Annotated in this window: 18 protein-coding genes; 9 read left to right on the forward strand and 9 right to left on the reverse strand. The window is 73.2% G+C overall.

Annotated elements, in window-relative coordinates; all coding sequences use genetic code 11:
• Window positions 1-74: 74 nt before the first annotated feature.
• The 6 genes from AB0M46_RS18675 to AB0M46_RS18700 all read right to left on the reverse strand — a co-directional run bounded on the left by AB0M46_RS18675 (window position 75) and on the right by AB0M46_RS18700 (window position 9763).
• Window positions 75-1262, reverse strand: coding sequence for an acyl-CoA dehydrogenase family protein (locus AB0M46_RS18675; RefSeq protein WP_363337473.1), 1188 nt, complete (start codon window positions 1260-1262; stop codon window positions 75-77).
• A gap of 35 nt (window positions 1263-1297) precedes the next feature.
• On the reverse strand, window positions 1298-2878 hold the full coding sequence (locus AB0M46_RS18680; RefSeq protein WP_363337475.1) for a GMC family oxidoreductase N-terminal domain-containing protein: 1581 nt from the start codon (window positions 2876-2878) through the stop codon (window positions 1298-1300).
• 48 nt (window positions 2879-2926) lie between these two features.
• Complete coding sequence (locus AB0M46_RS18685) at window positions 2927-3397, reverse strand: SgcJ/EcaC family oxidoreductase (RefSeq protein ID WP_363337477.1); 471 nt, start codon at window positions 3395-3397, stop codon at window positions 2927-2929.
• Window positions 3394-3861: an SgcJ/EcaC family oxidoreductase gene (locus AB0M46_RS18690; RefSeq protein ID WP_363337479.1), complete on the reverse strand. Its 468-nt coding sequence runs from the start codon at window positions 3859-3861 to the stop codon at window positions 3394-3396. The genes AB0M46_RS18685 and AB0M46_RS18690 overlap by 4 nt, the downstream gene beginning before the upstream one ends.
• A gap of 155 nt (window positions 3862-4016) precedes the next feature.
• Window positions 4017-4472 carry an SgcJ/EcaC family oxidoreductase gene (locus AB0M46_RS18695; RefSeq protein WP_363337481.1) on the reverse strand — a complete coding sequence of 152 codons (456 nt, stop codon included), beginning with the start codon at window positions 4470-4472 and terminating at the stop codon, window positions 4017-4019.
• Between the two features lie 53 nt (window positions 4473-4525).
• The gene (locus AB0M46_RS18700; protein WP_363337483.1) at window positions 4526-9763 is read right to left on the reverse strand and encodes a type I polyketide synthase; all 5238 of its coding nucleotides are present in this window, start codon (window positions 9761-9763) and stop codon (window positions 4526-4528) included.
• Window positions 9764-10007: 244 nt separating this feature from the next.
• Between AB0M46_RS18700 and AB0M46_RS18705 the strand changes: the two genes are divergently transcribed.
• Complete coding sequence (locus AB0M46_RS18705; protein WP_363337485.1) at window positions 10008-11672, forward strand: AMP-binding protein; 1665 nt, start codon at window positions 10008-10010, stop codon at window positions 11670-11672.
• A gap of 49 nt (window positions 11673-11721) precedes the next feature.
• On the opposite strand, the gene AB0M46_RS18710 is transcribed toward AB0M46_RS18705, so the two are convergent.
• A complete protein-coding gene (locus AB0M46_RS18710; RefSeq protein ID WP_363337487.1) occupies window positions 11722-13098 on the reverse strand; it encodes an FAD-binding monooxygenase in 1377 nt (458 codons plus the stop codon).
• A 109-nt stretch (window positions 13099-13207) separates the two neighbouring features.
• Window positions 13208-13579 (reverse strand): YciI family protein, encoded by a 372-nt coding sequence (locus tag AB0M46_RS18715; RefSeq protein WP_363337489.1) that lies wholly within the window; start codon window positions 13577-13579, stop codon window positions 13208-13210.
• A gap of 137 nt (window positions 13580-13716) precedes the next feature.
• On the opposite strand from AB0M46_RS18715, the gene AB0M46_RS18720 reads away from it, so the two are divergent.
• The 4 genes from AB0M46_RS18720 to AB0M46_RS18735 are packed head-to-tail and all read left to right on the forward strand — an operon-like array spanning window position 13717 to window position 16403.
• On the forward strand, window positions 13717-14784 hold the full coding sequence (locus tag AB0M46_RS18720; protein WP_363337491.1) for a glucose-1-phosphate thymidylyltransferase: 1068 nt from the start codon (window positions 13717-13719) through the stop codon (window positions 14782-14784).
• Window positions 14781-14906, forward strand: coding sequence for a hypothetical protein (locus AB0M46_RS18725; RefSeq protein ID WP_363337493.1), 126 nt, complete (start codon window positions 14781-14783; stop codon window positions 14904-14906). Before AB0M46_RS18720 ends, AB0M46_RS18725 begins: the two co-directional genes overlap by 4 nt.
• On the forward strand, window positions 14903-16255 hold the full coding sequence (locus tag AB0M46_RS18730; RefSeq protein ID WP_363337495.1) for an NDP-hexose 2,3-dehydratase family protein: 1353 nt from the start codon (window positions 14903-14905) through the stop codon (window positions 16253-16255). The genes AB0M46_RS18725 and AB0M46_RS18730 overlap by 4 nt, the downstream gene beginning before the upstream one ends.
• On the forward strand, window positions 16200-16403 hold the full coding sequence (locus tag AB0M46_RS18735; protein ID WP_363337497.1) for an ATP-binding cassette domain-containing protein: 204 nt from the start codon (window positions 16200-16202) through the stop codon (window positions 16401-16403). Before AB0M46_RS18730 ends, AB0M46_RS18735 begins: the two co-directional genes overlap by 56 nt.
• A gap of 100 nt (window positions 16404-16503) precedes the next feature.
• On the opposite strand, the gene AB0M46_RS18740 is transcribed toward AB0M46_RS18735, so the two are convergent.
• Entirely contained in the window at window positions 16504-17622 is a 1119-nt protein-coding gene (locus AB0M46_RS18740; protein WP_363337499.1) for a nucleotide disphospho-sugar-binding domain-containing protein, read from the reverse strand.
• Between the two features lie 136 nt (window positions 17623-17758).
• Between AB0M46_RS18740 and AB0M46_RS18745 the strand changes: the two genes are divergently transcribed.
• From AB0M46_RS18745 to AB0M46_RS18760, 4 genes are read left to right on the forward strand one after another with little or no spacing between them, the layout of a single operon-like run.
• A complete protein-coding gene (locus tag AB0M46_RS18745; protein WP_363337501.1) occupies window positions 17759-19069 on the forward strand; it encodes an activator-dependent family glycosyltransferase in 1311 nt (436 codons plus the stop codon).
• Complete coding sequence (locus AB0M46_RS18750; RefSeq protein WP_363337502.1) at window positions 19066-20064, forward strand: aldo/keto reductase; 999 nt, start codon at window positions 19066-19068, stop codon at window positions 20062-20064. Before AB0M46_RS18745 ends, AB0M46_RS18750 begins: the two co-directional genes overlap by 4 nt.
• 31 nt (window positions 20065-20095) lie before the next feature.
• On the forward strand, window positions 20096-20875 hold the full coding sequence (locus tag AB0M46_RS18755) for a class I SAM-dependent methyltransferase (RefSeq protein ID WP_363337504.1): 780 nt from the start codon (window positions 20096-20098) through the stop codon (window positions 20873-20875).
• Window positions 20875-21435 carry a dTDP-4-dehydrorhamnose 3,5-epimerase family protein gene (locus AB0M46_RS18760; RefSeq protein WP_363337505.1) on the forward strand — a complete coding sequence of 187 codons (561 nt, stop codon included), beginning with the start codon at window positions 20875-20877 and terminating at the stop codon, window positions 21433-21435. Before AB0M46_RS18755 ends, AB0M46_RS18760 begins: the two co-directional genes overlap by 1 nt.
• The last annotated feature ends 3 nt before the right edge of the window (window positions 21436-21438 follow it).

The raw sequence follows: 21438 nt of genomic DNA on the forward strand, positions 1-21438 counted from the left end.
CCGGGTCCTCCTGCTCGGTCGGGTGGTTACAGACGGGCGGCCGCCCACGAGGGGCGGCCGCTGCGTGCGCCGGATCAGATGTAGGCCGAGTTGGGTTCGAGCCCGCACAGCACGCGGCCGTACAGCTCGAAGTTGGTCGACGGCACCATGAGCGCGTGCAGGTTGACCGCGTACATGTCGCGGACGATGCGCTGCATCGGCACGTCGGAGTAGATCGACGAGCCGCCGCTGGCCATGCTGAGCACGTCCACCGCCGCCTTGCCGAGCTGGCAGACCGCGCCGACGTCGGCCCGGGTGCGGGCGCGCTCCTCCAGGGTCAGCGGCTCGCCGCTGGCGCTCTTCGAGTCGACCAGCCCGGTGACCCGGGCCGCGTGGAACTCGGCCTCGTCGATCTTCATGGTGGCGTCGGCGACCTGCAGGTGGGTGACCGGCGCGTCGCCCTGGTGGGCGTAGTCACTGTAGGTGATCTTGCGGGTGGCGAGCCGCTCGAAGAAGTTCTCGCGGGCCGCCCGGGCGAGCCCGAGGACCGTGCCGCAGGACGACGCGTTCGCGACGCCGAGCAGCGACGAACGGTACATCGGCAGCTGGGCGTTCGCCGCCGAAGCGGTCTGGCCCTGCAGCACCGCCGGCAGCGGCAGGATCCGCCGCTGCGGCACGAACAGGTCCCGGGCCACCGTGCTGACGCTGCCGGAGCCGCGCAGGCCGGCGGTCTGCCAGTCGTCGACGATCTCCAGGTCGCCGATCGGCACGAGGGCCACGACCGGCCACATCCCGGCGCCGTCCGGCGTCGGCGCCATCGCGATGACCTCCTGCCAGTGGCTGTGCAGGGCACCGCTGATGAAGCCCCACCGGCCGTTGAGGACCATCCCGCCCTGGGCCGGCTTCGCCTCCGCGGACGGGCTGAGCGTGCCGCACACCCGCACGTCGGGGGTCGCGTACACCTCGTCCTGCACCTCGTCGGGGAACATGCCGACCATCCAGCCGGGGATCGCCCAGACCGACGCGGTCCAGGCGACCGCGCCGTCGCCGCGGCCCAGCTCGGTCATCACGTCGTTGAGCGTGGCCGTGTCGGACTCGTAGCCGCCGTAGCGGACCGGCACCCGCATGCGCAGCAGGCCGGCGCCGGCCAGTGCCTCCACGGTCTCCTCGTGCAGGCGCCGGTGCTCCTCGGTCCACGCCGCGTGCTTGCGCAGCAGCGGCACGAGATCGGCCGCGCGCCGCACCAGCTCCTCGCGGGTCGGCGTCTCGGTCGTACTGGTCACAGTAGTGCCTCCGTTTCGCAGAATGGACGACGGGCTCAGGCGGCGACGGCGGCGGCGACCTGGCCGGCCGGCCGGGCCGCGCCCCGGATCAGGTCGGCGGCCCGCTCCGCGATCGCGATGACGGGCGCGTTCGGGTTGCCGCGGACCAGGGTCGGCATGACGGAGGCGTCGACCACCCGCAGCGCCTCGACACCCAGCACCCGCAGCTCGGCGTCGACCACCGCGCCCATCGCGCAGGTGCCGGCCGGGTGGAAGATCGAGTGCGCGTACCGGCGGATGTAGTCGCGCAGGTCCGAGTCCGAGCTGGAGGCGGGCGGCTCGTACTGGGACTCGTTGTAGAGCGCGACCGCCTTCTGCTCGGCCAGCTCCATGCCCAGCCGGGTGGCGATCACCGCGTCGTCCAGGTCGGCCGGCTCGGCGAAGTAGTTGTGCACGATCCGCGGCTTCGCCGTCGGGTCGTCGGAGGCCAGCAGGACGCTGCCGCGGCTGCGCGGGGTGAGCATCGACGGGCCGTAGGACAGCGCGTGCGCGATCGGCGGGGCGAGACCGCTGTCGGCGAACATCACCGGCGCGGCCAGGTACTCGACATCGGGGGCCGGCAGGCTCGGATCGGTGCGCACGAAGCCGCCGGACTCGGGACCGTTCGCGGTCAGTGGCCCGCGGCCCTGGGTGACAAACTGCTCCAGGTGCTCCGGCGTCCCCGCGGCGATCAGGCTGACCGGCTGCGAGTGCAGGTACACCAGCGGGATCAGCGCGTGGTCCTGCAGGTTCTGACCGACCGCCGGCTGGTCCAGCACCACCGGGATGTTGAGTGCCCCGAGCAGCTGGGCCGGGCCGACGCCGGACAGCTGGAGCAGCTGCGGCGAGTTGTACGCACCGGCGGCCAGGATCACCTCACGGGCGGCGCGCACCTCGACGGTCTCCTCGAGCCGGCGGCCGGTCACGCCGACCGCCCGGCCGTTCTCGATCAGGACCCGGTGCACCTGCAGGTTCGTCTCGACGGTCAGGTTCGGCCGGTCCAGCACCGGGTGCAGGAACGCGGTGGCGGCGCTGTCGCGCCGGCCGTCGCGCTGGGTGAGCTGGAAGAAGCCGAACCCGTCCTGCGCGGCGCCGTTGAAGTCGTCGTTGCGGGCGTGCCCGGCCTGCTCGGCGGCCTCGACGAAGGCGCTGGACATCGGGTTGTTGGCCCGCCCGTCGCTGACCCGCAGCGGGCCGCCGGTGGCGTGGAAGTCCGACGCGCCGCGCTCGTTGTCCTCCGACCGCTTGAAGTACGGCAGCAGGTCGGCGTAGGACCAGCCGGGCTGGCCCCAGCCGTCGAAGTCGATCCGGTTGCCCCGGATGTAGATCATCGTGTTGATCGAGCTGGTGCCGCCCAGCACCCGGCCGCGCGGCAGGTACACCCGCCGCCGGTCGAGCCGGGGCTCCTCGTGGGTCGAGTAGTCCCAATCGAGCTCGGTGCGGAACAGCTTGCCGAACGCGATCGGCACGTGAATGTTGTCGGCCCGATCGGCCGGACCGGCCTCGATGAGGCACACCTTCACGTCGGGGTCCTCGCTGAGCCGCGCGGCGAGCACGCAACCCGCAGACCCGGCGCCGACGATCACGTAGTCGTGCAACTTCTTCCTCCTCAATCGGGGGCGGTCCGGCCGCTGACGGTGCCGGGATCAGCCCTTGATCGGGCTGCTCTGGTGCGAGACCAGCCGGGGCCGGCCGTCGGGCTGCCGGGCGATCACCCAGGTGGCGCGGATCAGGTTCTCCGGAGCGATCTCATCGGCGCCCGGCATGATCACCCCGCCCTCGGTGATCACCATGGCGACGCCGTCGCTGAGGAACTGGACCGAGATCGGCCAGCCCTTCACCCGGGCGCCCTTGTGCGTGGTAGTGAACAACCGGCCCATGTAGGAGCGGATCTCGTCGCTGCTGACCAGCTGGTCGTCCCGCATCAGCAGGCTGCCGTCGGCGGTGAACACGTCGGCGAACGCGTCGGGGTCGTTCGCCGCCCACGCCGCCTGGATGCGCATCGCGACGGTGAGCGCCGCCTTCTCGTCCGGCTCGGTGAACCGCTTGTAGTAGCCGGGGTCCTCGGTGACGCCGGCGTCGGCGAGCAACGCGGACGCGTCGCCCCAGCCGGTCACCAGCGCAGCGTGGCGCCGGCGCCACGCGGGCTGTTCTGGTACCCGGCCAGGTACCAGGTGCCGTCCCGCTTCACCGACACCCAGGTGGAGCGGACCGCGAGCTCCGGGTCGATCTCGGTCTCCCCGGCCGCCAGGATGCCGCCGTGGGTGCGGATCAGCGCGACGTCGTCGGACACGAACCGCAGGTCCACCGGGCGACCGGTGACGCCGGTGCCCTTGAACGGCCCGGCGTACGCGGCGGCCATGAACGAGCGGATCTCGTCCCGCCCGCGCTTGTACACATCGCCCGGCAGGATCAGGATGCCGTCCTCGGTGAACACCTCCGCGACGCCGGCGGCGTCGTTGCGGGCCCACGCGGCGACCAGCCGCAGCGGAACGCTCAGAACCTCCTTTTCCCGATCACTCTTGAATTCGCCGTAATAGGCGTCCAGCCGCGCCTTATCGGCCACGGTCGAAGTCGACATGATGATTCTCCTCTTCTTTCGCCGACGACCTGCAGCCATCGTCGGCGTTCATTGCGTAGCCCCGCATCTCTGTGGTTGCGCTGCGGCGCACGCGGGCACAGACGCGCGCCCGGCCGGACCAGGGGGGCGGTCCGGCCGGGCGCGGAGGTGGGTCGTCAGTTCTTGATCGGGCAGGTCTGCCGGGAGACGACACGCCAGTCGCCGTCCCGCTTGACCAGCACCCACATGGCCCGCTCGGCGTTGCCGGGGTCCAGCGCCCCGGTGCCCGCCTGGACCACGCCGCCCTCCATGATCGCGATCGCCACGGACGGCGTGAGCAGGCGAATCTCGCGCGGCTGCTCCTGCATGGTGGTGCCCTTCCAGCCGGCCGCGAAGGCCTCCGCCAGGTACGTGCGGATCTCCTCGCTGCTCATCAGCTGGGTGTCGCCGATCAGCATGCTGCCGTTGTCGACGAACATCCCGGCGAACGTGTCGGCGTCGTTGGCGTCCCACGCGGCCCGGGCGCGCAGCGCCGCGGTGAGCACCGCGCCCTCGTCACCGTTCGGGTAGTCGCCGTAGAGTGATGCCCATTGTTTCGCGCCGGCCACCAGCGATGAGGCCTTTTCGGTCACGGTTTCCTCCTCGTCGTTTCAATGGCGGCGGACGGGTCCGTCCGCCGTGCGTTTCATTGCGTGTCGGATTCGGCTTCGGCCGGCCGGAAACTGTCCACGATGTGCCCGGCCAGCGCCGCCACCGTGGGTTTGTTCCACAGGATCGTGGGCGGCAGCTCCAGGCCGTACCGACGCTGCAGCCGCACCCGCAGGGACACCGTCATCACCGAGTCCACGCCGAAATCGATCAGCGGCCGGCGCAGCTCGACGTCCTCGACGGCGAGGTTGAGCTCGGCCGCGACCTGGTCCCGGACGTCACCGAGGATCAGCTCGCGCAGGTCGGCCTCGGCCAGGCCGTCCCAGTCCACGACGAACATGTCCTGGTCGGTGGCCGTTTCCGTGCTGGTCGCCGTCAGCTCGCGGAACATCGGCAGCCGGGTGGCGGTCGACGGCGTCGCCAGCACCCGCAGCACGGCCTTGTACGGCGTGCCGAACCGGTCGGCGAACGCCCAGGCCCGCAGGGCCTCCGCCGTGGTGACCGCCTCGAGGCCGCGGGCGTTGGCCTCCAGCATCGTGTTCGCGATGCTCGCCGCCATGCCGCTGCCCAGCCACGACGTCCAGCCCATGCTGGTGGTACCGGTGTGCCCGCCGGCCCGCCGGTGCGCCGCGAGGGTGTCCAGGAACGAGTTGGCGGCCGCGTAGCTGGCCTGACCGGTGAGCCGGGCGAACTGTCCGCAGGAGGAGAACAGCACGAAGAAGTCCAGCGAGCCGGGCGGGAACAGCCGGTGCAGCACCATCGCGCCGTCCGCCTTGGGCCGCAGCACCTCGTGCAGGCCCTGCCGGTCGACGTTGGCGACCATCGCGTCGCGGGTCACGCCGGCCGCGTGCACGATGCCGCGCACCGGCGGCAGGCCGTGCGTGGCCGGGTCGAGCGCGGCGGCGACCGCCTGCTCGTCGGCGATGTCCACGGCGAGCACCCGGACGGTGACGCCGAGCGCCTCCAGCGCCAGCACCCCGTCGATCTGCGCCCGCTGCGCGGCGTCGCGCTCCTGCGCCCAGGTGTCGCGGGGCGGCAGGCCGTTGCGGCCGGCCAGCATGATCCGGGTGGCGCCCCGGTCGACCAGCCAGCGCGCCACCTGCAGGCCGAGCGCACCGAGGCCACCGGTGATCAGGTAGGTGCCGTTCGGCCGGCACTGCAGGGCGGTGTCGTCCGACGGCCGCTCGATCGGGCTGAGCCGGGCCGTGGTCACCCCGTCCGGCCAGATCGAGATGACGTCCTCGGTGCCGGCGGCGGCCCGCATCACCTCGGCGAGCCGGTCCGCGGAGCCGTTCAGGTCGACGGTGCCGCCCCACAGCTCCGAGTGCTCGCCAGCGACGATCCGGGCGGTGCCCCACAGCGGGGCGTGCCCGAGCGCGTCCTCGGCGGTCGCGGCGCGTACCCCGTCGGTGATCACCCAGAGCTTGGGCGGGGTCGCCGACCCGGCCGCGGCCAGCACCTGCGCGGTGCGGACCAGGGTCCACGCGCAGCGTTCCGCGGCCCGCTCCGGCGCCTCGCCGGGCAGCAGCGCCTTCGGCGCGACCACGACCACGTCCGTGTCGACGGGGGCCTCCGCCAGCTCGTCGGCGTCGGCGACCGACCGGCAGCGCACCCCGGCGGCGTCGAGCGCGGCCGCGATCGTGCCGGCCGGGTCGCCGACCACGACGGCCGTGCGGACCGCCGTGCCGGCGCCGTCCAGCGGCAGCGGCCGCCAGACGATCTCGTGCACCAGGTCGCGCGGGGCGGCCGCGGCGCCGAACTCGTCCTGCAGCGGCGCGAACCGCAGCCCGGTCACCTCGCCGACGATCGTCCCGTCGTCGGTGGCGATGCTGACGTCCACGGTGTCGTGCGGCGACTGCGGGTTGCGGCGCGAGTGCACGTGGATGCGGGCCGGCGGCTCGCCGGTGAAGCCCACCGCGTCGATGTGCGAGGACATCCACAGTTTGCGGGCGTCCTCCGGGGTGACCAGCACCGCGCTGATCGTCAGCGCGCCGTCGATCACGTGCGCCCAGCTGGAGGACAGCGTGGCCGGCTCCGGGACCAGCCGCTGTACCGCGAACTGCTCGGCATCGTTGCGCCGGAACTCGTCCAGGTCCCACGGGAACGCGTAACCGCCGACGCCCATGGTGCGGAACATGCCGTCGATCTGCTCCCAGGACCGCTCGTCGGTACAGCGGGCCCGGATGCCGGCGACGTCCATCCGGCCGCGCGGGCCGGTCCAGCCGGGCTCGACGGTCGCGGTGGAGTGGGTGATCCACTCGTTCTCGTCGCCGGCGTCCCCGCCGATGATCCGGGTGGCCAGCCGCATGCTGTTCTCGGCGAGCACGATCTGCACCACCCGGGGCGGCACCACGGCGAGCGGGGTGCGCAGCACGATGTCGGCCAGCGCCGGCCGGCGGCCGTCCTGCTCCGCCGCCGTGACGAAGGTGTTGATGATGGCCGCCGCCGGGGTGATCTCCGCGCCCACCACCTCGTGGCTCTGCGGATACGGCCGGCAGGTCAGGTCGAGGTGGGTCTGCCACACCTGCCGGGCGGGCGTGTCGGCCACCGTCATCCGGCCGCCGAGCAGGGTGTGCTGCTCGGGGTCGTGACCGCCGCCGGTGGCGGCGTCCGTGCCGTCCTCCGGGAAGATCCAGTACGGCCGGTGCTGCCACGACATGGTCGGCAGCTCCAGCAGCCGGCCGGTGGGGTGCACGACGTCCCAGTCCACCGCGGCTCCGTTGCAGAACAGCTCGGCCAGCGAGGCCAGCAGCGTGTCGACCTCGGAGGTGCCGCGCCGGCTGCTCTGCACGACCACCGCCTCGTCGATGCCCTGCCCGGACAGCGTCTCCTCGATCGAGTGCTTGACCACCGGGTGCGCCGCGATCTCCAGGAAGATCCGGTGCCCGTCCTCGATCGCGGCCTGGACCGCGCCGGTGAAGCGGACCGGCTCGCGGACGTTGCCGGCCCAGTAGCGGCCGTCGCGCAAGGCGTCGGAGCGTGGGTCGACGAGCGCCGTGCTGTACAGCGGGATCGCGGCCGGCCGCGGGGTCAGCAGGTCCGCGGCGGCGCGGACGTCGTCGACCGAGGCGTCCACGTGCGGGCTGTGGAACGCGATGTCGGTGTCCACCCGCCAGACCGGCACGCCTTCGGCCCGCCACTGCTTGGTGAGCTCCTCAACCGCGGCCCGGTCACCGGAGATCACCGCGGAGGTCGGGCTCGCCGTGATCGCGGCGACCACGTCGGTACGACCGGCCAGCCGCCGCTCGGCCTCGGCGAACGAGACGGTGGCCAGCGCCATCCCGCCACGGCCTTCCAACCGGCGCAGGGCGACCGCGCGGCGGCACGCGAACCGGGCCGCGTCCTGCAGGTCCAGCACGCCGGCCGCCACCGCCGCGGCGATCTCGCCGACCGAGTGGCCGATCACGGCGGCCGGCGTCACGCCGTACCGGCGCCACACCGCGGCGAGACCGACCTGCATGGCGAACGTGAGCGCCTGCGACTGCGACGCGGTCCACGGGCCGCCGTCCTGCAACGCCTGACGCGGGCCGAAGCCGATCTCGGTGCGGAAGGTCTCCTCCAGCGCGTCGATGGTCTCGGCGAAGGCCGGCTCGGTCTCCAGCAGCTCCCGGCCCATGCCGGACCACTGGGCGCCGTGCCCGGAGAACACCCACACGACGCCGGTGGCGGCGCCCGAGGCGGTCCGCGCGATCGCCGTCCCGGGCGGGTTCTGCCCGTCGGCGACGGCCCGCAGCCGGGTGGCGAGTTCCGCGGTCGACCGGGCGGCCACCGCCACCCGCTGGGACAGGTGCGAGCGGCGGTGGGCGAGGGTGTGCCCGACCGACGCGGCAGACGCTTCGGGGTGCTCGCCGAGCCAGTCGGCGACCCGGCCGGCGAGGGCGCGGGCGCCCGCCTCAGACATCGCCGACAGCGGGTAGACCGTGGCCGCCGCCGCGGCCGGGGTCGGTTCCGCCGCCGGGTCCGGGCCGGTCGCCGGGGCGTCCTGCAGGATGACGTGCGCGGTGGTGCCGCCGACGCCGTAGCTGGACACGCCGGCCCGCCGCGGGTGGCCGTTGCTCGCCCACGGCAGTTGACCGTCGGCGAGGCGCAGCCCGGACGCGGCCCAGTCGAACTCGGGGTTGGGCTCGGTGTGCACGCTGGGCGGGATGGTGCCGTGCCGCAGCGCCAGCACCGTCTTGATCATGCCGGCGATGCCGGAGCCCGCCTCGGTGTGCCCGATGTTCGGCTTGACCGAGCCGATCAGCAGCGGGCGCTCCGCGGAGCGGCCCGGGCCGAAGACCTTGGCCAGCGCGTGCGCCTCCTCGCGGTCGCCGACCGGGGTGCCGGTGCCGTGCGCCTCGACGTAGTCCACAGTGGACGGATCGATGCCGGCCCGGCGGTACGTCTCGCGCAGCAGGTGCTCCTGCCCCTCGCCGCTGGGCGCCATCATCCCGTCCGACCGGCCGTCCTGGTGGACGCCGCTGCCGAGCACCAGGGCGAGGACCTCGTCGCCGTCGCTCACCGCGTCCCGCAGCCGCTTCAGCACCACGACACCGGCGCCCTCGCCACGGCCGTAGCCGTCGGCGGCCTTGTCGAACGCCTTGCTGCGCCCGTCCGGAGCGGTGGCACCGGCCGCGTCCAGCGCCACGAACAGCGCCGGGGTGGCCATCACGTTGACACCGGCCACGATCGCCACCGGGCTCTCCCCGCAACGCAGGCTCTGGGCGGCCAGGTGCAGCGCGGTCAGCGAGCCGGCGCAGGCGGTGTCGACGGCCATGCTCGGGCCGCGCAGGTCCATGAAGTACGAGACCCGGTTGGCGATCCCGTAGTACGTGGTGCCGTTGACCGCCCACGCGCCGGTGCGGGTGATGTCCTCCAGCAGCCGGCGGCCGTAGTCGTTGGAGTTGGCCGCGACGAACACACCGGTGTCGGTGCCCCGCAGCGACAGCGGCGGGATCCCGGCCTGCTCCAGCGCCTCCCACGCCAGCTCCAGCACGATGCGCTGCTGCGGGTCGAGGAAACCGGCCTCCTTCGGGGTGATGCCGAAGAAGTCGGCGTCGAATCCCTCGATGTCGGTCAGGAACGACCCCTTGCGCGTTGTGCCGCGCAGCACCGAGGTGGCCTGCGGGCTGGTCGCCGCGTACGGGTCCCAGCGTTTGTCGGGCATCTCGGTGACGGTGCTGTGCCCGCCTGCCAGGAACTGCCAAAACTTTTCGAGCGAATCGAGGTCCGGGGCGAAACGACAGCTCATACCGACGACGGCGATCGCCTCGACGCGTGTCGAGTCCTCACTCACGGCCCCACTCCTTTCCGGGCTCATCGGATCGGTGGCTGGTCAGGCAGAGGTCCACACGTCACTCCCTGTGTACTTACGGCATCGACCAAGCCACATGGTGTCCAGCGCGTGATCGGCCTGGCATCTCTCGTTGTGCGCTCGCGGCCGGGACCGGCGCCGCGGCCCTCATCGGCGCAATTTCCGAGACGCACCGTGACGGGGCCGTCCGTAGCGTTCCGACCATTCGAGACGAGGAGGGACTGCCGTGTCCGTATCGGTTCGCGACCTCGAGGCCGGGTTCGTCGCCTGGCCGGCCGAGGCCGCCGCGCGCTACCGCGACCTCGGCTACTGGGCCGGCCGCCCGCTGGGCGACTGGCTGACCGCCGGCGCCGACGCCGACCCTGGCGCCCCCGCGGTCATCGACACCGGCGTGCGTCTGACCCACGCGGAGCTGATCGCCCGGGTCGACGGCGCCGCACAGCGGATGCGCGCCCTCGGCCTGGCGCCCGGCGACCGGATCGTGCTGCAGCTGCCGAACTGCTGGGAGCAGGTCGTGCTGCTGCTGGCCTGCCTGCGGCTGGGCGTCGTGCCGGCGCTCGCGGTGCCGGCCCACCGGCGGCAGGAGATCGCCGCTGTGGTGGCCGCCGCGGACGCCCGGGCGCTGATCGTGCCGGACGTGCTGCGCGACTTCGACCACCAGGCGATGGCCACGGACATCGCCGCCGGCATCGCGGGCCTGGACCACGTGCTGGTGCTCGGCGCGGCCCGGGACGGCAACGTCGACGCGCGGGCGCTGTGCGCGCCGGCCGACGACCCGGCGGCCGCCCGCGCCGAGCTGGACGCGATCGCGCCGGACAGCAGCTCGATCGCGCTGTTCCTGCTGTCCGGCGGCACCACCGGGATGCCGAAGCTGATCGCCCGCACCCACGACGACTACGCGTACATGGTGACCCGCTCCGCGCACCTGTGCGGCTTCGACCGCGACACGGTCTACCTCGCCGTGCTGCCGCTGGGGTACGGCTATCCGATGGCCGGCCCGGGCTGGCTGGGCGCGCTGGTGCGCGGCGGCCGGGTGGTGATCGCCGCGTCGCCCGCCCCGGAGCGCGCGTTCGCCCTCATCGAGCGGGAACGGGTGACGGTCACGTCGCTGGTGCCGGCCGCCGCGCAGCGCTGGCTGGAGCACCGCGAGCGCGACGCGTCCGCCGACCTGAGCTCGCTGCGCCTGCTGCAGTGCGCCGCCTCCCGGCTGGCCGATCACGTGGCGGAGCGGATCCCCGCGGTGCTCGGCTGTTCCCTGCAGCAGGTGTACGGCATGAGCGAGGGCCTGCTGTGCTTCACCCGACCGGACGACCCGGACGAAGTGGTCTTCCACTCGCAGGGCCGGCCGATCTGCCCGGACGACGAGCTGCGTGTGGTCGACGAGGACGGCCGTGACGTGCCGGACGGGGAACCGGGCATCCTGCTCACCCGAGGCCCCTACACCGCCCGCGGCTACTACGGCGCGAGCCCGGAGCTCAACGCCAGGTCCTTCGCGGACGGCTGGTACCGCACCGGCGACATCGTGCGCCGCCGCCCCGACGGCAACCTCGTCATCGAGGGCAGGGACAAGGACCTGATCGTGCGGGCCGGCGAGAAGATCTCCGCCGAGGAGGTGGAGAACTACGCCTACCAAGTGCCCGGGGTCCGGTTGTGCGCCGCGGTGGCGATGCCCGACGCCGAGGTCGGCGAGCGGATCTGCCTGTACGTCATCGCCGACCGGGCCGTGACCGTCGACGAGGTGTGCGCGGTGATGAACGCCGCCGGCGTGGCGAAGTTCAAGCTGCCCGAGCGCGTCGTGCTGGTCCGCGAGCTGCCGGCCACCGGCGTCGGCAAGATCGACAAGAAGGCGCTGCGGGCGGACATCGCGCGCCGCCTCGACCAGCAGCGGTAGCGAACACCTCGAGGCCGGCCGGATCACCGGCCGGCCTCCCGCCGTGCGCTCAACCGGTGACGTGGTCCGGCACTGGTGCGGGACTCGCCGCCGTTGCGGTGCGACCGCGGCCGCGGGACAGCCGCAGCACCCGCAGCAGCAGACCCGGGCGCCACAGCGCGGCCGGCCGGTCCACCAGGCCGTTCACCCGCATCAGCGCGGTCGTCGCCACCGGGTCCAGGGTCGCGGCGTACTGCACCCGGCGCACGTAGGCGTTGAACAGCCGCACCCGCCAGGACCGCTGCCCCGGCACCGCCGGGAAGTCCAGGTCGCCGCTGGTCGAGATCCGCCACGGGTCGCGGATGGCGCGGGCGAAGCCGCGCAGCACCCGCAGCGGCTGCGGCGCGCCCCGGCGCAGTTCCCGGCGCAGCACCTCGGCCTCCATCGCGGCGACCGTCATGCCCTGACCGTAGACCGGGTTGAAGCTGGCGATCGCGTCGCCGATCACGAGCAGCCCGGCCGGGAACACCGGCAGCCGCTCGTAGTGCCGCCAGACGCTCGCCGGGAACGTGAACGACACCGCCTCACCGAGCGGGTCCGCGTCCCGGATCGCGTCGTAGATCTCCGGGGCCGGCAGCGTCCGGGTGTACTCCAGGAACGCCTCCGGGTCGGTCGGCGGGTGGTCGCCGTTGATGCCCGTCAGCGACACCCGGCAGTCCCCGGTCACCGCCTGGCCGAAGAACGCGCCGCGCGGGTGCCGGGGCGAGGCGACCGGGTTGATCGCCTGCGGCTTGCCGAACGTGCCCGGCCGCCGGCGGAACGACTTGGTGGTGTACGCGAGCCCCACCGGCATCCGCTCCGCGTCCGGGCGCGGATACCCGTGCTCGGACAGCCAGGTCGGCAGCCGCGAGCCGCGCCCGGTGGCGTCCACCACCAGGTCCGCGTCCAGCTCCTCGATCCCGCCGTCGGCGCGCCGGCGCAGCCGCACCCCGCTGACCCGGTCCCCGTCCGCGCTCCAGCACAGCGACTCGAGCTCCACGGACTCCCGATACGTGACGTTGGCGATCGCGGCCACCCGGGAGCGCAGGTAGTTCTCCAGCACCGGGCGGGAGCCCGCGATCGAGCGCAGGCCGGTGTCGGCGGGCCGGACCGGGCGGCCGTCGAAATACCACCGCATGCCGCCGAAGTCCCGCACGGTGAGGCCGGGCAGTTGCCCGGCCTCCTCCAGCAGCCCCGGGAACAGCTCGGCCAGAATCAGGTAGCCGCGGGCGTGCAGGCCGTGCGCGTGCACGGCGTGCGACACACCGCGCCGCGGGGCGTCGACGCCGAGGATCTTGTCCCGGTCCACCACCACGACCTGGCGGTACCACTCGCACAGCACCCGGGCCGCGAGCGTCCCGGCCACGCTGCCGCCCACGACGACGGCCAGTTCACCTCGAGAAGCCATGCGCCGATGCAATCACCGGCGCGCAGACCGACCTTCTCCCTGCGTGCCGATGCCCGACTTCCTGCGTGCGCAGCCAGGCCCGGCTTCTTCCTGCGTGCGCAGGCGCCGATCAGATGTCGGCGCTGGCCAGGCTCAGCACCGGCCGCACCTCGATCACGCCGAAGCGCGACTCGGGGATCCGGGCCGCGAGCTCGACCGCCCGCTGCTCGTCCGCCACGTCCACCAGGTAGAACCCGGCCAGGTATTCCTTGATCTCGGGGAACGGTCCGTCCGTTGTGGACGTGCGCCCGCCGCCGGTGCTGACCCGCTTGGCCCGGGTCGGGTCCGCAAGGGCCTCGGCGACCACCAGCTCACCGGAGTCGGTGAGGTCGTCCATGAAGGAGCTGTAGGCCTGCATGCCCTCGGCCCGCTGCTCGGCGCTCATGCCTTCCCACGCCTCGCGCACCTTCGGGTTGTGGTAGATCAGGATCAGGTACTTCACGCGCTGTCCCCCTCAATCCGGCAGATGCCCAGTATGGCGCAGCGGGCGGCTGCGCATTCTCGAAGGGGAGCCGTCGCGGCCGGGATGGCTAGCTTCGATCTCGTGGTCAGAACACCCGACGAGTCGGAGGACCCCTCGTGAAAGCCCTGATCCTCTCCGGCGGCTCGGGCACCCGCATGCGCCCGCTGAGCTATGCCATCCCCAAGCAGCTCCTCCCGGTCGCCAACCGCCCGGTCCTGGCCCACGTGCTCGACAACGTCCGTGCTCTCGGCGTCACCGACGTGGGGGTGGTCGTCGGCGACCGCGGCCCGGAGATCGCCGACGCCCTCGGTGACGGCGCCGCGCACGGCCTGCGCCTCACCTACATCCGCCAGGACCAGCCGCTCGGCCTCGCCCACGCGGTACTGCTGGCGCGGGACTTCCTCGCCGGCGACGACTTCGTCCTCTATCTGGGTGACAACGTGCTGCCCGACGGGATCCTCGACGCGGGCCGCCGGTTCGGCGCCGACCGGCCGGCCGCGCACCTGCTGGTACAGAAGGTCGTGGACCCGCGCAGGTTCGGGGTGGCCGAGCTGTCCCCCGACGACACCGTGCGCCGGCTGGTCGAGAAGCCGGCCGAGCCGCGCAGCGACCTCGCGCTGATCGGCGTCTACTTCTTCACCGCCGCGATCCACCCGGCGGTCCGCGCGATCCGGCCCGGCCGCCGCGGCGAGCTGGAGCTGACCGACGCGATCCAGTGGTTGATCGACGCCGGCGCCCCGGTCCGGGCCACCCGCTACGACGGCTACTGGCAGGACGTCGGCGAGGTCGACGACCTGCTGGAGTGCAACCGCCGGATGCTCGACCAGCTCACCGCCCGAACCGCCGGCAGGCTCGACCGGACCAGCGAGGTGGTCGGCCCGGTGGTGATCGAGCCGGGCGCGGACATCCGCCGCTCCCGCATCGTCGGCCCGGCCGTCATCGGCGCCGGCACCCAGATCCTCGACAGCGAGCTCGGCCCGTACGTGTCGATCGGCGCCGACTGCCGGGTGACCCGCAGCCGGCTCAGCGGCTCCATGCTGCTGGACGGCGCGTCGGTCTCGGACGTGCGGGGGCTCGCGGACTCACTGATCGGCCGCTGCGCGACGGTCGGGAGCAGCGAATCGGGCATCGACGGGCACCGGCTGGTAGTCGGCGACCGCGCCCGGATCGAGATCGCGACATGAGACGGCAGCTGGTCACCTGCGCGGCGGGCCGCACCGGCCCGCACCGCGTCCGACGCGACGTGAAGGGCACCCGGATGCTGAAGACATGCCTGCCCGGCGAGCAGCCCGGGGACCGGCCGTGACCGTCGGTGCCGTCCGGCTGCGGCCGCGCGGCGGGACCGACCCCAACGAGCAGCTGGCCCGGTCCCTCGCCGCGACCGAGGGCATCGGCCCGCGCACCGCGGACGTGCCGGGCTGGCTCACCGAACGCCGCCACGCCGGAAGCGCCCGGGTCCGGCCGATCCCGTTCGCCGAGCTGGATGGCTGGTCGTTCGATCCGCACACCGGCAACCTCGGCCACCGCAGCAAGCGGTTCTTCACGATCGAGGGCCTGGACGTGCAGCGGCCCGGCCGGCAGTGGCAGCAACCCATCATGGTGCAGCCGGAGATCGGCATCCTGGGCATCGTGGCCCGCGAGTTCGACGGCGTGCTGCACCTGCTCATGCAGGCCAAGATGGAACCCGGCAACCCGAATCTGGTCCAGCTCTCCCCCACCGTGCAGGCCACCCGCAGCAACTACGGCCGGGTGCACCGCGGCCTGCCGGTGCGCAACCTCGCGTACTTCACCGAGCCCGGCCGGGCCCGGGTGCTCGCCGACGTGCTGCAGTCCGAACACGGCGGCTACTTCCTGCACAAGCGCAACCGCAACATGATCGTCGAGGTCCGCGAGCCGATCCCCGACCATCCCGACTTCTGCTGGCTGACCCTGGGCCAGCTCGCGGTGCTGCTGCGGCAGGACCACGTCGTGCACATGGACAGCCGCAGCGTGCTGGCCTGCCTGCCGGTCGCCCACGACGAGCCGGACGCGCTGTCCCCGGACGCCGAGGTGCTCGCCTGGTTCACCGGTGAACGCGCCCGGCACGAGATCCGGGCCCGCCGGATCCCGCTGATCGACGTGCCCGGCTGGCGGCGCGAGGCGGACGAGGTGCGGCCGCTGGACGGCCGGTACTTCCGGGTGATGGCGGTCGCCGTCGACGCCGCCGGGCGCGAGGTCCCGTCGTGGACCCAGCCGCTGGTCGAGCCGATCGGGCGCGGGTTGATCGCCTTCGCCCTGCGCCGCTTCGGCGGCGTGCCGCACGTGCTGGTCCGGGCCCGCGTCGAGAGCGGGCTGCTGGACGTCGCCGAGCTGGGCCCGACCGTGCAGGCCGGCCACGACCAGCGGCCGCTGTTCCACGACATCTTCACCGACCCGCCCGCGGACCGGGTGCGCTACGCCGCGGAACTGTCCGAGGAGGGCGGCCGGTTCAGCAACGCGGTGAGCCGCTACCTGGTGGTGGAGACCGACGAGGACAGCACGCCGGCGGCCGCGCCGGACGGCTTCCGCTGGGTCACCCCCGGCCAGCTGACGTCGCTGGTCGCGCACAGCCGGTACATCAATGTGGAGGCGCGGACCCTGCTCGCCGCCCTGCAGGTCGGCGCCGTCACACCGTAGTTCCTCCGGTGACCACCGCCGACCTGCCACAGTGCCCCCGCGGCAGGTCGGCGGTCCCGGTCAGCAACGCGTCGCGCTGTGCCGGGCCCTGCTGCACCGGCCGCCGGCCCTGCTCATGGACGAGCCGACCCCCGCTTCGACCGGCTAGCCACCGCGATCCGCGGCCTGCTCGGCTCCAGCGGCAACCACTGACCGCCCGCCGTCGAGGGCACCGCCGCAGGGCGGCGCCCTCGACGACCCGGGCGCGGTCAGTCCCGGACCAATGCCTCGATGTCGCTGACCAGCTCCCAGGGCGTGCGCAGCCGCTCGTTCTCCGCGCGCAGCGCCGCCGCGCCGGCGGCGAGGACCGGGTCGGTCGCCAGCCGGTTGATCACCGCGGCGTCCACCTCGCCGCGGTGCAGCACGCCGGCGCCGAGCGACTCGACGACCCGGGCGTTGTAGTCGGTGTCCGCGCCCTCCGGCAGGATCAGCTGCGGGATGCCGGCCGCGCAGGACGCGAGCGTGGTGCCGCTGCCGCCGTGGTGGATGATCGCGGTGCAGGTGGTGGCCAGCCGGTGCAACGGCACCCAGCCGGTCGCCCGCACGTTGTCCGGCAGCGTGCCCAGCTTCGCCGCCGCCGCCTCGCTGATCGTGACCGCGAACTCGGCGTCCACCTCGGCGGCGGAGGCCAGCAGTCCGCGCAGCCGGTCGGTGCCCGAGGTACGCGGCAGCGTGGTGCCCAGGGTGATCGCGATCCGCGGCCGGGACGGCGGCTCGAGCAGCCAGTCCGGCAGCACCGTGCCGCCGTTGTACGGCACGCAGCGCATCTGCCAGGTGGACGGGCCGGGCTCCAGCAGCGTGGAGGGGCCGACGTCGATCAGCGCGCGCTTCTTCGGCAGCTCCGCGCCGTGCCGGGCGAACGGCGCGTTGGCGTGCTCGAACAGGAACTCCGGGGTGAAGCGCACCAGGTTGGAGGCCTGCCCGACGGCCGGCTTGTCCAGCAGCGACGCGACGATCAGGCCGGCGGCGAAGATCGGGTCGAAGAACACCAGGTCCGGCTCCAGCCGGCGGGCCACCTCGACGTACGGGTCGACGTAGCGGTCCCATGGCTGGAGCACCATCGGCTTGATCCCGAGGATCTGTTCGACGCTCCAGCTCGCCATGTCGGCGAACATGTTCGGCGCGTCCTCGAGGAAGGCCGCCATGCCCTCGTCCATCGACCCACCCGGCATCGGGTCGACGACGTGGATGCCTGCGTTGCGTACCTCGAGCGCGTCGTTCGTGGCCAGGAAGATCACGTCGTGACCGGCCGCGGCCAGCGCCCACGCGGTCGGCACCAGCGGGAACGCGTGACCGATACCGGGGATCGGCAGGAAGACGATTCTCATGGGCGAGCTCCCTCTGTGGGCGGACGATCTCGCAGCGATCGTGCACCCGCACACGCGCGCGAGGCATCTCCGTCGTTGCGCTGATCTCCGCACGTTGTGAGATGCCGCCGCGACCGCGCGGAACAACGATGGGCCGATGCGTGTGCTGATTGTGTCCTTCCCCTGGCGGACCCACCTGTTCACCCTCGTCCCGCTGGCCTGGGCGCTGCGCGCCGCCGGCCACGAGGTTCGGGTGGCCTCCGAACCGGAGATGACCGATGCGATCGTCGGCTGCGGGCTCACCGCGGTCCCGGTCGGCCCGGGCACCGAGACGATGGGCGATCGGATGCGCCGGGCCTGGCGCGAAGGCATGCTGCCCACCCCCGACCTGGCGCCGCCGATGGGCGAGCCGGTCGAGCTGTTCGAGCTCGGCCCCGACCGGCGGCGGCTGGACTGGAAGGAACTGAACCGGCTCTACGACACCCTCGTGGTGCCGCGGGCCGAGCTGTCCAACACGCCGATGCTGGACGGCCTGGTCGCCTACTGCCGGTCCTGGCGGCCCGACCTGGTGGTGTGGAACGCGGTCACCTTCGCCGCACCGATCGCGGCCGAGGCCGTCGGCGCCGCGCACGCCCGGGTGCTGTACTCCGTCGACCTCTACACCCGGATCCGCGACGACTATCTGCGCGTACAGGCGGAACAACCGCCGCAGGAGCGTGTCGATCACTTCCGGGACTGGGTCACCGCGGCCGCCGCCCGGCACGGCGTGCCGTTCTCCGAGGACCTGGTCGACGGGCACGTCACGATCGACCAGCTGCCGCCGTCGTTCCGGCTGCCGAGCGCGCTGCCGACACTGTCCACCCGGTTCGTGCCGTTCAACGGGCCGGCCGTGATCCCGGACTGGCTGTCCGCGCCGCCGCCGCGCCGGCGGGTCCTGATGACCTCGGGGCTGTCCGTCACCGACTGGCCCGAGTTGCGGGTGGTGCCGCTGGATCGGGTGCAGGACATCCTCGACCACGTCGCCGACCTCGACATCGAGCTGGTGCTGACGATCCCCGGCCCGCTGCAGGACCGGTTGCGCGCACCGGCGAACACCCGCCTGGTCGAATACGTGCCGATGGCCGCGATCCTGCCGACCTGCGCCGCGGTCGTGCACCACGGCGGCACCGGCTCGTTCGGCACCTCGATCGCCTACGGGGTGCCGCAGCTGATGCTCAGCCAGGCACTGGACGCGCCGATCAAGGGCCGTCGGCTCACCGAGCTGCGGGCCGGGCTGTCCATCATCCCGGACGACGTCACCGGCGCCGGGGTGCGCGACGCCCTGCTGCGGCTGCTGGACGACCCGGCATTCGCCGAGGGCGCCCGCCGGCTGCGCGACGAGGCGCTGGCCCAGCCCGCACCGGCAGACACGGTGCACGCCCTCGAACGGCTGGTCGCGACGCGCCGGTCCGGGACCGGCCCGCGGTGAGCGACGAGCACCGGCGGGCCACGCTGGGCCGCACCGGCCTGGTGGTCGGCCGGCTCGCGCTGGGCACCGTGAACCTGGGCGGCCGGGTGGACGGCGCGGACGCGACCGCCCTGCTCGACCACGCGCTCGACCGGGGCCTCAACCTGTTCGACACGGCCGACATCTACGGCTGGCGGGTCCACAAGGGACACACCGAGCAGGTGCTCGGCGACTGGTTCGCCACCGGCGGCGGCCGGCGCGACCGGGTGGTGCTGGCCACCAAGGTCGGCGGCCCGATGAGCGACGACCCGAACGACCGCGGCCTGTCCGCCCGGCACGTGATCGCGGCCTGCGAGGCGTCGCTGCGCCGGCTGCGCACCGACTGGATCGACCTGTACCAGCTGCACCAGATGGACCGCCGGGTCGGCTGGGACGAGGTGTGGCAGGCGATGGAGCAACTGGTCGCGCAGGGCAAGGTGCGCTACGTCGGGTCGTCCAACGCGGCCGGCTGGGACATCGCCGCGGCGCAGGAGACGGCCCGGCGGCGGCAGACCCTCGGCCTGGCCAGCGAGCAGTGCCTGTACAACCTGCTGGTCCGCCAGCCCGAGCTCGAGGTGATCCCGGCCGCCCGGGCCTACGGCGTGGGCGTGCTGGTCTGGTCGCCGCTGCACGGCGGCGCGCTCGCCGGCGGCCTGCGCCGGACCCGGGACGGCACCGCGGTCAAGTCGGCGCAGGGCCGCTCCGCCGAGGCGCTCGCCGCCGCCGGCGACCGGATCGAGGAATACGAACGCTGGTGCGACAAGATCGGCCGCGACCCGGCCGAGGCCGGGCTGGCCTGGGTGCTCGGCCGGCCCGGGGTCACCGCGGTGGTCACCGGCCCGCGCACGCCCGCGCACGTGGACGCCGCGCTGCGGGCCCTGGACACGCCGCTGTCGCCGGCCGAGACCGCGCAGCTGGACGAGATGTTCCCACCGGTCGGCCGGGGCGGCGGCGCACCCGACGCCTGGCTGACCTGACCAGCCCATACGACCCACCGGAGGCATGGGGATGACCACACGGCAGGACGGCTTCACCGATCCACGGATCGTGCCGCACGAGTCGGTGACCGAGCGGGAGTCCCGGGAGCGGCTGGCGCAGCTGCTGGCCGAGACCCCGGTGCCGAACCACTACCTGATCGACAACCTGCCGGTCTACCTGCGCCGCCAGCAGCTCAGCGACCTGCTGGCGATGGACCGGCTCTACCAGGTGGCGATGCCCGTGCCGGGGGTGTTCATGGAGTTCGGCGTGCTGCACGGGCGACACCTCGCGACGCTCACCGCGCTGCGCGGCATCTACGAGCCCTACAACTCGGTGCGCCGGATCATCGGCTTCGACACGTTCACCGGCTTCCCGGACATCAGCCCGGTCGACCAGGTCAGCGCGAGCGCCGTGGTGGGCCGCTTCGCCACCGAGACGGACTTTCCGCAGCACCTGCGTGACGTGCTGGCCGCGCACGAGCTCGGCGAACCGATGGGCCACATCCAGCGCACCCTCGTCATGGAGGGCGACGTGCGCGAGACGCTGCCGCGGTATCTGGCCGACAACCCGGAGACCGTGATCGCGATGGCGTACTTCGACCTCGACCTCTACGACTCCACCAGGGAGACGCTGAAGCTGGTCCTGCCGTACCTGTCCAAGGGCAGCATCCTGGCGTTCGACGAGCTCAACCACCCGAAGTGGCCCGGTGAGACGGCCGCGCTGCGTGATGTGCTCGACCTGTCCCAGGTCCGCCTGCACCAGCTGCCGGGCCGCGAGCCGCCGGTCGTCTACCTGCGCTGGAACGACTGATGCTACTCACCGCGCTCGAGCTCGCCGGGGCGTACCGGATCGATCCGGAGCCGCTGAGCGACCCGCGTGGCGTCTTCTACGAGTCGGTCCGGCACAGCGTGCTGCGCGAGCGGGCCGGGATCGAGCTGACCGTCCGCCAGGTGAACTTCTCCGTGTCCGCCCGTGGCGTGCTGCGCGGCCTGCACGCCACGCCGGGCGAGGTCAAGCTCGTCACCTGCGTGCGCGGCGCCGTGCTGGACGTCGCGGTGGACATCCGGTCCGGCTCCGCGACCTACGGGCAGCACACCGCCACGATGCTCGATGCCGCCGCCGGTACCGCGGTGCTGCTGCCGGACGGGCTGGCGCACGGCTTCCTCGCGCTGGCCGACGACACCTGCATGAGCTACCTGTGTTCGCAGGAGTACGTGCCCGGCACCATGCTGTCGTTCGATGCGCTCGACCCGGACCTCGGGCTGCCGTGGCCGGACCTCGGCCTGCAGCCGATCCGTTCGGCCACCGACGCCGGCGCGCCGCCGATCCCGCGTCCGTCCCCCGTAACGCCGGCCCAAGGGCGATACTGACCC

It is taken from the genome of Dactylosporangium sp. NPDC051485, from assembly GCF_040682015.1.
Taxonomy (GTDB): Bacteria; Actinomycetota; Actinomycetes; order Mycobacteriales; family Micromonosporaceae; genus Dactylosporangium.